Annotated in this window: 10 protein-coding genes; 1 reads left to right on the forward strand and 9 read right to left on the reverse strand. The window is 47.8% G+C overall.

Going from position 1 to position 12,437, the window contains the following annotated elements; genetic code table 11:
- Window positions 1–25: 25 nt before the first annotated feature.
- The 8 genes from CRN95_RS05195 to CRN95_RS05230 all read right to left on the reverse strand — a co-directional run bounded on the left by CRN95_RS05195 (window position 26) and on the right by CRN95_RS05230 (window position 9,233).
- Complete coding sequence (locus tag CRN95_RS05195; RefSeq protein ID WP_097020268.1) at window positions 26–2,281, reverse strand: patatin-like phospholipase family protein; 2,256 nt, start codon at window positions 2,279–2,281, stop codon at window positions 26–28.
- On the reverse strand, window positions 2,253–3,260 hold the full coding sequence (locus CRN95_RS05200) for an ATPase, T2SS/T4P/T4SS family (RefSeq protein ID WP_088631151.1): 1,008 nt from the start codon (window positions 3,258–3,260) through the stop codon (window positions 2,253–2,255). Before CRN95_RS05200 ends, CRN95_RS05195 begins: the two co-directional genes overlap by 29 nt.
- A gap of 11 nt (window positions 3,261–3,271) precedes the next feature.
- On the reverse strand, window positions 3,272–4,918 hold the full coding sequence (locus CRN95_RS05205; protein ID WP_088631150.1) for a type IV pilus twitching motility protein PilT: 1,647 nt from the start codon (window positions 4,916–4,918) through the stop codon (window positions 3,272–3,274).
- Complete coding sequence (locus tag CRN95_RS05210) at window positions 4,915–5,718, reverse strand: ABC transporter permease (protein WP_088631149.1); 804 nt, start codon at window positions 5,716–5,718, stop codon at window positions 4,915–4,917. Before CRN95_RS05210 ends, CRN95_RS05205 begins: the two co-directional genes overlap by 4 nt.
- Window positions 5,705–6,616, reverse strand: coding sequence for an ABC transporter ATP-binding protein (locus CRN95_RS05215; RefSeq protein WP_088631195.1), 912 nt, complete (start codon window positions 6,614–6,616; stop codon window positions 5,705–5,707). Before CRN95_RS05215 ends, CRN95_RS05210 begins: the two co-directional genes overlap by 14 nt.
- 20 nt (window positions 6,617–6,636) lie before the next feature.
- Complete coding sequence (locus CRN95_RS05220; RefSeq protein ID WP_088631148.1) at window positions 6,637–6,954, reverse strand: hypothetical protein; 318 nt, start codon at window positions 6,952–6,954, stop codon at window positions 6,637–6,639.
- Between the two features lie 210 nt (window positions 6,955–7,164).
- Entirely contained in the window at window positions 7,165–7,689 is a 525-nt protein-coding gene (locus CRN95_RS05225; protein ID WP_073423721.1) for an FISUMP domain-containing protein, read from the reverse strand.
- A gap of 182 nt (window positions 7,690–7,871) precedes the next feature.
- Window positions 7,872–9,233, reverse strand: a complete 1,362-nt coding sequence (locus CRN95_RS05230) for an RNA-binding domain-containing protein (protein WP_088631147.1) — start codon at window positions 9,231–9,233, stop codon at window positions 7,872–7,874.
- A 543-nt stretch (window positions 9,234–9,776) separates the two neighbouring features.
- Between CRN95_RS05230 and CRN95_RS14635 the strand changes: the two genes are divergently transcribed.
- Window positions 9,777–11,345 carry an FISUMP domain-containing protein gene (locus CRN95_RS14635; RefSeq protein ID WP_141099879.1) on the forward strand — a complete coding sequence of 523 codons (1,569 nt, stop codon included), beginning with the start codon at window positions 9,777–9,779 and terminating at the stop codon, window positions 11,343–11,345.
- Window positions 11,346–11,475: 130 nt separating this feature from the next.
- Here the strand turns inward: CRN95_RS14635 and CRN95_RS05240 are convergent, their stop codons facing one another.
- On the reverse strand, window positions 11,476–12,231 hold the full coding sequence (locus CRN95_RS05240; RefSeq protein ID WP_088631146.1) for a geranylgeranylglyceryl/heptaprenylglyceryl phosphate synthase: 756 nt from the start codon (window positions 12,229–12,231) through the stop codon (window positions 11,476–11,478).
- Window positions 12,232–12,437 lie beyond the last annotated feature (206 nt).

Here is a 12,437-nt window from a genome sequence, read left to right on the forward strand (position 1 = left end):
CGCTGCGCTCAGGATGACGTCTACATTAAAACAGATTGTAGTCGCCGATACGGATAAAGTACCTATAGTCCTTAAAGCGTTTTAAATCGCCGAAGGTTTCCGTATCGACAACGCGGTTAAGCCCGGCATAAACCGTGAAAGAGCGATACTTATAGCGGAGTGCCGGTTCAAAGACAAACTTATTTGGTTTCAGCTTTGCAGTCGCCTTGTCTTCGAAATCATGGACATAGGCAAACGAGAGCCAGGCTCCAAAGCCATAACGCTGGACACCGCCGTTCATGCGCAACATCGCATAGCCATGCGTGGCAAGTTCCGGATCCAGATAATCTTCGGACCACGGTGTAGCCGCCACATGCAAACGATAGCGGTCTTCCATCACGGCATTTTCAAAAGTCGTGGGGAACTTGAAATGCCCATCACGATAAGCGTCAAAACCCACTGCCGCCCCAAAAGTCACTGAAGAGTTACGAGTCGGAGCGCAGGAAATCTTTCCATCAAAAGCGTAAATGCCGTGTATCGGCCCTCTCTGATGGAAGCCATAGCCAATCAAGTTCATGCCAACATAGGCGTTAGCCGAATAGCCATTAGACGCAAACCAAGGATTGTCATCACCCTTCAACAGAGAATACCGAATACTTTGCGTTGCCGGATTCGTTTCGTACTTGCTGACATATTTGAATAAATCTTCCTCTTCGTAGTACTGGTCACTAGGGAATGGAGGCATTTTAAAATCGCGGCTGCCAAAAAGGAACTTGACCTCGACAGACTGCATGTCATCCAACGCATATCTTGCCGACAAGAAGAGGTCATTGCGCTTTTCATACACAATCCGATTTTCGTCCAGGATGTAATCCTTTTCGAACGATTTTAAATATTGCAGCTTCATCAAGTCATAGCCAAAGCAGAACTTCCATCGGCGGCTAATCAGGTTAGAAATTTCAAGGCGCGGGCGGAATCCGTAAGACGCAGTACCATAAAAGCCCGCAAGTTTCAGATTTATTTCCATCTGATTTACGTAATTAAACGTCAATTCACCATAGGCGTTGGCGCCGTTTACATTAGAGCCAAAACCACCGGCCGCCACATCAAGCGTCGGATGAACGCCCACATCAATCAATAGCCCGCCATCCGGCTGCATATTGAACGAGACCGTATCGTATGGGACCTTGGAGGCGATGGCATAAGCAAAATTTCTCGGAGCATCAAAACCCGTATCTTGAGGATTCCAGTAAGAAAGGACAGACGAATGGAGTTCCGATGACAGACTGTCAAAAACCGGATTAAACGCAAACCAGGCTTCGGACTTTTGCTTTTCGGTGTATTCCCTACGCCCATCGACGACCGGGATAATATCGCGCAAACGATGCTCCACCGCCGAGAACCCCGCCTGAATCATAGACTTTCGGGAAGTATCGCGGATGGAATGCGGCCTGATGAAAATGCCCTGAGCATTCAATTTCGACAAGGCGTTTTTCTTGAGCATCTGCATCTCGGGATTTCCATCAAGTTCATAACGGACGGGATCGGAGATCGCAATCAGCGAAGTCTCTTGCTGATTTTTAGATGATGGCACAGCCAAATACGGGCAAAGTTCCCCGGACTTACCGTTCCCCGCAAGCGGAAGCGATGCGACAATATCGGCATAAGACGGATTTTCAATCACGCTATCGCAAGTGAGAAGCGTAAAAGGGATACGAAAAGAACCGCGTTGGCGATAAAGAGATTCCTCAAAGCGGAGCCGCGAAAGCGAACGTTCAATGGAGGAGGTATCAGGGACAAGCGCATGCATGCTGCGATAGACATTCCCTGCCGTATCGGCATAAAACGAGAATCTTTGGCGAAGCGACGGGATTCCATCAACGGAAACAGGCAGGCCAAATGCATCGTGCTCTGTCTTTGCATTAATAGAATTCACCCCTAAATAATCTGCAACATGCGGGTCTAGCATCAGGCGCTGGATATCGTCAATCGAGACACCTAGCGACCACAAAGCCCCCATCCAGGCGCCCCACGATGTGGCGACAATGGAATCGACAGGAATCTTGTATTCTTCCAAAGCGTACAGGACACCCAAATGATACCACGGAGAATGTTCGCCACCGCCAAGGTAAAGCACCGATTTTGCTTTTTTAGCCTGTAACGAATCAGGCACCAGCTGCATAGCACTCAAAAGCGTTTCATCAGCGGAATGTGCCGCCTCTACAGGCGCCACATAAACAGAGGCAATAGCCGCCGTCAAAAGGAGCGTTTTTTTAAGCCAGCCGTGCGGGATTGGAAACATACCGACCTGCCTCTGCAGCAGTCACATAATTCGAGCGAACAAGTTCGGCCAAGCAATCATCCATCAAGAGCATGCCTTCGGATGCGGAGGACGCCATCACGGATGGGAGTTTGAATTGTTCGCCATTGCGAATGTGAGCTGCCACGTTTTGCGTGTTAAAAAGGATTTCCCAGGCCGAAACTGCGCCACCGCCTTCAGCTGCGGAAGGCAAAAGCCTTTGCACAACGACAGCCTTGAGTGCGGCCGCAAGCATCGTACGGACAAGGTCGCGATTTTCGGGAGTAGCTGCAGAAAGGAGAGCATCGACAACGCCAACGGCGTTACCCGCAGTCACGTTCATGACCACTAGAGCGCCCGATTCTGCGGCTCGCAAAATGGAAATCAATGACAAGCCGTCAAAATCGCCAAGCCAGAAAAGATCTGTTCCGCTGCGAAGGCCTTGTTCCAGCTTTTCTGAGGTCGAACCAACCGTATTCACAAGCTTTAAGCTTTCGCCCGTTTTCACAGGCAGTTCATGACTTTCGTCCAAATCGCAGAACCGCAAAATGCCAGAACTGCACAAAGCCGAAACATAAGACGTCGCCGAGACCGTTTTTCCAGAGCACGCTGGCCCTGCAAAAATCACGAGACCGGAACTAAGACCAAGCAGGCTATCGAGAGCCGCAGGCGCGCCAAGCGCTGTAAATTCCGGGCATTCGGCCATGAGCGGGCGGAAAATTGCCGCATTGCCAAGCGCTTCGCGGAAGTACTTTACGCGCCACTTGGAGTTCACCCAAGGCCCACCGACAAACGTTCCCGATTCGCCATCGAGAGCGCCCAAAAATTCAAGCAAAGAACCAAACGGGAGTGCAGAAGATTCAGGGACCGCACAGACGCGACCCGCAAAGCGGACCGCCGAAGGAGCGCCCTCAGTCACAATCAATTCGCTTGCCCCGATGTTCAAGGCGTATTCCAAAAGAGATTCAATTTCTGATGCCATGATGAACCTCGCTAAACCTTGCGGTAAGACGCAAAACGGCGGCTGTCGTTTGCACGTTTCCAGGCTTCGTTGCCTTCGATGTAACCGGATTCTACGCACATCTGCAAAGAATCGTCGAGCGTAATGCCTTGGTCTTTCTGGTTGCTAATCGCAGAGAGGATCTGCGACACATCGCATTTGCGGATCATGCCCGCAATCGTCGACGTGACTTTCATCGCTTCGGTGGCAAGCACAAGTCCCTGGTTTTGCACTGCAGGAATCAAGTGCTGCACGATAACGCCCTTGAGTTGTTCAGCAAGTGAGCATGCAAAGGCGCTGCGGTTCTCGCTCGGCACAGACATGAGGAGGCGCGAAAGAAGCGCGTTGATATTGTTACCGCTCGCGACAGCAAATACGAGAGCGCCCGCGTTCGAAGCCTGCATGAGCAGAGAAAGTTCTTCCATCGTTTCGAGATGGTCAAAGAGAATCACGTCGGCGCCGGTGCGAATGGCAAGTTCGATGCCAGCGGCACCGGAGCGCACATGCAAGCCCACTTCACGTTGGGCGATGGAACCGTTCGGATTCTGGAGCAAGCGTTCAATCGGCTTTTCGACCGTCTGGATGAACACCTGGCGATTCGCAGCAATGCATTCGGCAAAGGCGGTCATCGTCGTGGAGCGGCCGCTCGACGACGGGCCCGCAATGAGCACAAGCCCGCTATTGAGCGTCGCAAACTGCATGCTGAATTCGGGCAAGTAAAGATTCTCGAGCGCCACCGATTCCATCGGAATGATGCGGATGGAAATGCTCGGCGTGACGTCGTTCCACGTCACGGAAATGCGGGCACGACCAACACCGGGGAGGGCAAAAGTCTTACTGAAATTGCGACCGATTACAATCTTGTAGCCGTCCGCAAAACCTTCGGCAGCTTCGGCCAGGCGGTCCATCAAATGCGTTTTTTCGAGCACCTTTTCGGATGCGATAAAGAGCTTGCCGGACTGGCGCATGGTTATCTGGCGGTCGGCGTAGAGATAAACGTCCGTGACGTTAAACTTGCGAGCGTAAGCGATGATTTTTGCAAGCGGCGTAATCGGATGCAAGACATCGGGAGCTTCGACAGCTTCGCCTTCGCCGGTTGCAACGGCGAACTGCGACGGAAGTTCTTCGGTCGCAGTTTCTTCGGCGGGCGTTTCGCTTTCGACCGGAACTTGCACGCTCGCCATGCTCGTAGTTTCGAGACCTTCGACTTTTTCGATAACGACCGTCGAAGATGAGGCTTCGCCGTAAAGGCTGCTGTTGCCTTCAATTTTTATGGCAGGTTCTTCCGCCGGCTGCGGAGCAGGCGCGGCAGAAACTGCTGGAGCAGGCTGCACAGGGGGTGCAGAATGCGCCGGAGACGAAGGTTGCGCTGGCGTTGATGCGGAATGCGCGGGAGCTGCGGCAGACGCAGGTGCCGCGGGCTTTTCTGCAGGTTTTGCAGCGGGCTTCGCGTTTTTCGCTTCGAGGTTCTTCACAAACGCGAGAACCTTATCGTACATGGACTGTTTCAAGATTCCCGCACGAACAAGAACCTGACCGATATCCATCGAGTCGGAGATTTCGCCCCAGTGGGCCTTGACCTGGTCCTCGGACACAACCTTGTTGTGCACAAGGACCTTTGCCATGTACTGATTTCTCATAGGAAATCCCTCCGGCTAAACCACCAACTTGCGATGGCTAAGAACACGCCGATGTAACCGAGTGCATAAACGCTGTTCCAGAACACATACATGTCCGGGAGCGCAACCCCATGCACCACATAGTTCGTCACGTTAAAACGATAAAGTCCTGGGAATACGGCGTGAATCACGACCGCCGCCTTTTCAAGAATTGCAGAAGATGCTCCCTGCAGTTCGCCCATGCGGCTTGCAAACTTGACCTGTTCCATAAGCTGGTCGCTCAAGTGGCCCGCAAAATAAACGCCAAGCGTAAAGAGCGCCGAGAGCACCGTGCTACTGAAACTGCTGAACAGGAGTGCAACCGCAATCACAACCGCCATCTCACAGAAGATGAGGTAGATTGCCGTCAAGAGGCTAAGCGTCGGGCTAGAATTTGTAACCCACAGAATCGCATAATAGATTCCCGTGAGGAGCACGAGATGCACTGCGACAACCGCCAAAAGCCCAAAGTACTTGCCCACGATAAACGCTGCACGGCTAATGGGTTTTGACAAAAGCGTGAGCACCGTACGGCGCTGGATTTCCTTTTGCACAAGGCTAATGCCCACGAAGATGGAAATCAAAAGGCCCGAAAGGCTCATCACCGAAAGCGTCGTGGACTTGATGACATAAGCGCGATCAAACACCGACCACTCGCCAAGCACAATGCTAAAAAGCGTAAGTGCAATCGCCAAAAAGCCAATGTTATAAAGAATCTTGTCGCGAATGGATTCGCGGAACGTATTGAGGGCAATAATGCCGATATGCTTAAGCGTCTGCACGGGCAATTTCCTCCGTCAAAATATCTTCGAGACTCGGACGCTTGTGGTCCATCTTTTCTACGGCAATCCCGTTCGAGAGGCAGAAACCGAGCAAACGGTCACGGGCGACATCGTCAGCGCAGATGTATTCTTGCGGGTGACCGGTAAGCGTTACACCGCGCGGCAAGTCCGCTTCCAAAATTGCCTGACGCGTACGCACATGGTATTCCACGCCGCAGGATTCCGTGATTTCATCGACGGTCCCTTCGCGGACAATCTTGCCATCGACAATCATCGCCACGCGGTGGCTGATGCTTTCCACGTCGCTCAATAAATGGCTCGAATAGAAAATCGTCACGCCATCGCGGTTGAGCTGCTGGATAGCCTCGCGCACGTCGCGGCGACCCATCGGGTCCAGGCCGCTCATCGGTTCGTCAAGAATCAAAAGCTTCGGCTTGCCAAGAATCGCCTGGGCAATCCCCACGCGCTGCATCATGCCCTTGGAATACGAACGCAAGCGGCGGTCGATCCAGTCCTTGTTCGCGTGCAAAAGTTCAAGAGCCCAGCCAATGCGAGACTCGAGTTCGGCCCCCTTGAGGCCCACGAGCTTTCCGTAAAAGCGCAAAAGTTCACGGCCCGAGAGGTAATCGTAAAAATACGGCTGTTCCGGAGAATAACCGATGTACTGGCGACTCTTCACATCGCGCGGGCTGATGCCGTTCACAAGCACCTTGCCCGAATCAAAATTCAAAAGCCCCGTCAAAACCTTAATCGTTGTAGACTTGCCAGCGCCGTTAGGCCCAATAAATCCATACACCTTGCCCGCTTCGACTTTGAAGCTCACGTCCTTGAGCGCAAGCTTCGGCTTCATCGTAAAGCCACTGCGGTACGTCTTGTGCAGGTGCTCAATTTCAATCATCAAATCGCTCATACACGCAATCACTTGTTAGAATTTTCGTCGGAATCGCTAGCCGCATCTTCGCTAGACTCATTATCAGAATCGCCGAGGCCTGCCGCCTTATAGGATTCTTCAATTTCTCGACGGCGGCGGTCTGCCTTTTCCTTTTTATTGACAAAAAAGTAAATGACGGCACCGATCAAATACACGATAATGCCCGAATAGAAAATCGGGTTGATAGATCTGCCCTCAAGACCGGGGAAAACGTTCAAAATAATTTCGTGGCCAAAAAGCGAAAGCAGCACCAAGATAAAACCGAGCGCCCTAAGCACGTGAGTGACAATCACAATTTTTTGCATCGTAAACCTCTAAACGATGCCGTACAACCCGCACGGCATTCACATTTTGAATATATGTATTTATAGATGAAAAAGGCGAGCGAAATCGCGAATATCGTGCGATTTTAAGCGAAATACACGCAAAAAAGGCCTTGCGACGGGATGCCACAGGGCCTTCTTGTTATGATTCAGCTAAGAGGATTGTGTTTTAGCGCATTGCGGGCGCTGTAGTTATTTCGCCTTGACGCAACGGACGGAGGCGGCGATGGTCTTGTTGTAATGTTCATACGTTACTTTGTCCTGTACGCGGACCATCACAGCGCGGGATTCGTCGAATGCATCAGCAGTCCAGAAGCTTGCGCTCACGTTTTCGTCAGCGAACTTGCCATCGTAATAGCGGAAGCCATCCTTACCAATGTTGAGAGCCTTGAGATCGGCCTTTTCAAAGTCTGCCTGTTTTGGGAGTTCCCAGCCTGTGGGGCATGCGTCATTAGCGGATTTCCAATCGTAGAGGCGGCCATACTTTTTGCAGTTGTCGAGGTTATTGCCGTAGCAGTAACTGGAATCAAAATTCAGAAGGTTGGCGTTTTCAGCCATCCACACGCGGCCACCCGTTTCGACGGTGGAATAGGTCTGGCCTTGGCATTTGAGCGTCTTGGCGGATTCATCGTAGTGGCAGTTTTCAACTTTTTCGCATGCAGTAAATGCAATTGCGGTTACAAAAAGAGCCAATACGGCAACGAACTTGAACTTCATATGTTCAATCTCCTTAAGATTGTTTTGGGCACCTCCATTTCTAGAGGCTGCCATTAATGATTTTTTCAAGAGCTCTTTTTTTCGGGCACAAATGTAGATGGAATTAGCCGTTTTGACTAATACTTTCTTTCAATAAGATTCATAATTTTTATTGATGAATTAAGAAAATTCTATAAGACAATTTAAATCGTTTGGGATGTACTAAGGATTTCCCAATAGCCTTCCTTTTTTCCATTTCGTCGCGCAATAACATTGGCTTTCTTCATCTTGTTGATATGATAACGAATCCCATCAATTGTGATATTGCCAATAATTTCAGCCAATTCTTTATTTGTTACAGAAGGCCGCTCTCTGATAATTTCAAGAATCTGACGTGTTTTGTTATCGGTAGTCTTATCGGTAGTCTTATCGGTAGTCTTATCGGTAGTTCTCCGCGCGAAAACACTAACTTTTAGCCCACTCCCTACAATTTCGAATTTTGGAACACTAAGTCCAGCAGCACGGAACAATTCGATCACACGCGTAACACCCGATCCATACTTTTCAATTTCGCCTAACTGATGAAAATGATTGGCTATAGCCTTGTTGCGAAGAGTTGAAAGATACTGATTATTCAATAAATCTTCAACATTCATACCATCCAACAATCGACCAGGATTAAAAAATTCAATATGATCTGAAAACACCTTAACACATGATTCAGAAGGAGATCGATAATCTCGATGCACTACCATATTTAAAATCAGTTCACGTAGCGCATCTAAGGGATAATCCCAAACCAAATCATTTTCTGGCTTACCCGTAATCACAACAGCGCAATTTATATGTTTCTTAACAAAATTGAAAATTCGCTCAACCTGACTTACCAAATCGCCCTGCGCTTCATCTCGATCCTTAATAACCGTCGGAGTCTGAAAGAATCCCATTTGGACAGCAGTATTCATATGCCACTCTTTGGCGAAAAGCATCTCAGCCGCAAAGGTTAATTTACCGTTCCTTAACAATCGATTCTTTCGTAAAAAATCTAGAGGATCTTGAGAAACGTGATATCCACGTTGATTTATCCGTTGAATACTCTGTTCTACTTTTTCAAGCGAAATATCATTTAAAGAACTAGAATCATCCAATACATAATCCCAACTTGAATTTTGCGTCTGAAGCATGCAATCACCTATTTCCGCAGGAGTCATAATATGATTGCTGTTTTTATGACGCATAAAGCAACGCCCCTGAACTGCCACTGGTTTTACAGCACTTTCTCGAACAACTATAGCTATTAGATTTTTCCCTTTATATTTAAAGGACTCCACATCAGGAACTTGCACCGGCTCTGTTTTGCTTTTTATTTCATTAATCCATTGTTGCAAACTTTCTGCACCTAATTGTAAGCCATGAACTTTTTCACTCGATTTAAGCCCAATAATTATGGATCCACCATGCTTATTCGCAAACGCACATACGGATTCTATAACCTCTTGGTTAAAAGAAGACTTAAATTCTATTTTTTCATTTTCTCCTAACGTTATCAGCTCCTCAAAGTTCACTTAAAGCACCTCATTTTTTTCCAAACAGCCTGCCGTTGTCATCAATATAATAAAAGCATTTGCAACACAGCAAGAGGCCGCAAATACCGATTTTGCGAAATAAACTTCCTAATTAGAGTAGATAATTATTTTCTTTTTCGAAAAGAACACTTTCATCACTAAAAAAATATGGTATATTTATTTTGACGTTAAGTTTTTTTTCACAAAAGAAATTTAACGGTTATAGCAGATACCTTTTGCTGAAGGAATTCTTTAAGCGCATTAAGAAGGAGCGTTATAGGAAAACCCCAAATTGTATTTGCAAATAGATTTTAGAGTTCGCTCTTATTCTAGCAATTGGAAAACGACCAAAATTTCAATCCTCTAGGAATAAGGCAGAGCACTCACACCTCGTGGTGTGGGTCGTTTGTGCCTACTAGAAGGAAAAGGTTTCTTGGTCGTTACCTCAATTGCTGTGGGTGCTTGCGATTCCACACTTTTTTATTGGAATCAAGCACCCATTGTAAGGGGAACTCCGCGAGTTTTTTAACCACGGAGGTCAATATGAAGAAGACAAACCTAATCACACTAGTAAGAAACATCATTCTTACATTTCCACTATATTCCGCTGCATTTATTGGTTGTGGCGAAGAAGTTACCGAAGTCACAAATGTGACAAATGAAGTAACGGGAATGGAGCAAGTCAAAAAATATTCAGACTTGCCCAAATGCTCTTCTGATAATTTCGGTTTGATATACTACGTATCAGACTCTGCCAAAGTATTTTACTGCAACGAAAAGAAATGGCTAACACTAAACGGAAGCAACGGAAAAGATGGTTCAGACGGTAAAGACGGCAAGAACGGCACCAACGGAAAGGACGGCGTTTCTCCCGTATTGTTCGATTCAGCTGGGAATTATATCCCAGGAAACGGCGACTCAATTACCGTTGTGATAAAAAACTATGGTAAAACCGTTACGGGGCTAGGGGAATGCACTTCCAAACGCGAAGGCGAAGTTGCACATTTAGACTCTGTAGACAACCCCCTATATTACATCTGCAAGTCCAAATCATGGAAAACAGCGACACCGCTTGAATATGACACCTATAAATGGGCAGACACAACTGATGGTGCGTCAAAATTAGGAAAAGTCACCAAGAAAATGTACGTTTTCGACAAGACTAAATGGCGTGCAGCAATTGGTGCAGAAATCGAACTAGGACTATGCATTGAAAAACGTACTGGCGAAGTGTCTAAATATTACGAAGTTTATTTTACATGCAACAACAGGCAGTGGAGTCCTTCGACTCTGCTTGAGTATGATACTTACGGGAAAGACTGCCTAGAAAACGGATCTATTGATAGCGGTAAAATTTTTCCCTATAACAAGTATGTGTGTGATAGAGGAATGTTTAGATTCGCCATGCCAATGGAATTAGCTATAAAGCAAGGATGTTCTAGCTACAACAAGGGCGAAAAGGTCCAATATCAGTATTCGAATTATGTGTGTGACCCAGATTCGAGTATAGCATGGAATGTTTACTACAATACCGATTTGTGGTTTGCAGATAGAGATTCATCTGGGTGGAGTTTCGATTTTGACCATATAAACATGGGAACAATGAAAGACCCCCGTGATGGCAAGGTATACAAAACCGTAGGGCTGAAATCACAAATGTGGATGGCAGAAAATTTGAAATATGAACTGAAGGGGAGTTACTGCTATCACGATAGTTTGAAGTATTGTGATAAATATGGAGTATATTACAAAGAGTCTTCAATTTCGAAGGCATGCCCCGAAGGATGGCACGTTCCAACAGCAATAGAATGGGGAGTATTGTTTAGTTTACCAATTACGCAAAATCCGGATGGATTGTGGATAGACGGCGAATACAAATTTAATTATGACGCAACAGGTCCTTGCCGTTCAGAATCAACATACAACGGACATACCACAGTAAATTGGTATGATAACGACTGTGCTGATGGATATTGGACATCGAGTAAAGGTGGAGATTACTATTTAGTGACATCCATTAGTAGTGGTTATGGTTATTATGAGTATACGACTACAACGGTTTATGATAATAATGAAGTTCGTCAAATTCGTTGCATTAAAGATACGGAATAAGATACCGCCATTTTAAATAAATTCAAATCGCCCTGACTCTTGTTGGGACGATTTTATTCGTAAAGCCAAAGCCACCTATTTGAAAAGAAAAAAAACATGAGATCCTTCGACTTTGCTCAGGATGACAGCACTAACCCTTTACATGTATAGCCGAAGCAAATTCTTTCAAGAGTGCAGGATCGTTGACTTTTTCCCAGAGGGTGCCTGTCACAATGATCTGGGCGCCAGCGGCAACGCGGACGGCTGCAGTCTGCGGGTCCTTGATTCCACCACCGGTGATAATCGTCATTTCGGTCGCCTTGCGAGTGTAGGCGATGTGTTCGACCGGCACAGGTTCTTCTGCACCGCTACCGGCTTCGAGGTAAACGTAACGCATGCCCATGAGTTCTGCAGCGATGGAATTCACCATGCTGAGCTTCGGCTTGTTGGCCGGCACCGGCATCGTATTGCTGATGTATTCGACCGTCGTGCGCTTGCCACTGTTAATGAGCTGGTATGCCGTCGGGATTGCTTCCATGTTGAGCGCACGCACGAGGGCGCCACCGCGCACCTGTTCATCAATAAGGTAGTTCGGATTGCGACCGCTCACGAGCGTCATGAAAAGCATGGCATCAAAGCCAGGAACAACCTGAGAAGCGCCACCCGGGAAAAGGATTACCGGCAAGTCGACTGCGGCCTTAAGGGCTGCGACCTGTTTCGGGAGCGTAAAATTGCCGAGGTAAGAACCGCCGACCAAGAGCAAGTCCGCACCATTTTCTGCAGCCATCGAGCCAGCCTTGACAAAGGCGGCCTCGTCCGAAGTATCCGGATCCAAGAGCACCGCAAAAAGTGCGCCGCGCTTTTCGATATCAGCATTCAAACGGAGTTCAGTCTTACCAGGTTTCATAACAATTCCTTTTCACACATAATGCGCTAGATAGAGTAAAGATACAATATTTCCACAAGGAGATTCCTGTTCAGGCCAAGGTAACATCGCAAATCAAGATTTCACGGGATCCTTCAGGCTTTCGCCCTCAGGATGACGAGGCGCACGAGCATGACAAAGCAAAAAGAAGGCGGGCCTCAGCCCGCCTTCTGTCCCTCTATCCTCCT

Source organism: Fibrobacter sp. UWB16, from assembly GCF_900215325.1.
In the GTDB taxonomy this organism is placed as follows: domain Bacteria; phylum Fibrobacterota; class Fibrobacteria; order Fibrobacterales; family Fibrobacteraceae; genus Fibrobacter.

What these genes read in the sequence shown, in the direction of transcription:
- CRN95_RS05205 (WP_088631150.1), bottom strand. Translation starts at nt 4,918, where the DNA reads ATGAGAAATCAGTACATGGCAAAGGTCCTTGTGCACAACAAGGTTGTG.
- CRN95_RS05200 (WP_088631151.1), bottom strand. Translation starts at nt 3,260, where the DNA reads ATGGCATCAGAAATTGAATCTCTTTTGGAATACGCCTTGAACATCGGG.
- CRN95_RS05240 (WP_088631146.1), bottom strand. Translation starts at nt 12,231, where the DNA reads ATGAAACCTGGTAAGACTGAACTCCGTTTGAATGCTGATATCGAAAAG.
- CRN95_RS05225 (WP_073423721.1), bottom strand. Translation starts at nt 7,689, where the DNA reads ATGAAGTTCAAGTTCGTTGCCGTATTGGCTCTTTTTGTAACCGCAATT.
- CRN95_RS05195 (WP_097020268.1), bottom strand. Translation starts at nt 2,281, where the DNA reads ATGTTTCCAATCCCGCACGGCTGGCTTAAAAAAACGCTCCTTTTGACG.
- CRN95_RS05215 (WP_088631195.1), bottom strand. Translation starts at nt 6,616, where the DNA reads ATGATTGAAATTGAGCACCTGCACAAGACGTACCGCAGTGGCTTTACG.
- CRN95_RS05220 (WP_088631148.1), bottom strand. Translation starts at nt 6,954, where the DNA reads ATGCAAAAAATTGTGATTGTCACTCACGTGCTTAGGGCGCTCGGTTTT.
- CRN95_RS14635 (WP_141099879.1), top strand. Translation starts at nt 9,777, where the DNA reads ATGAAGAAGACAAACCTAATCACACTAGTAAGAAACATCATTCTTACA.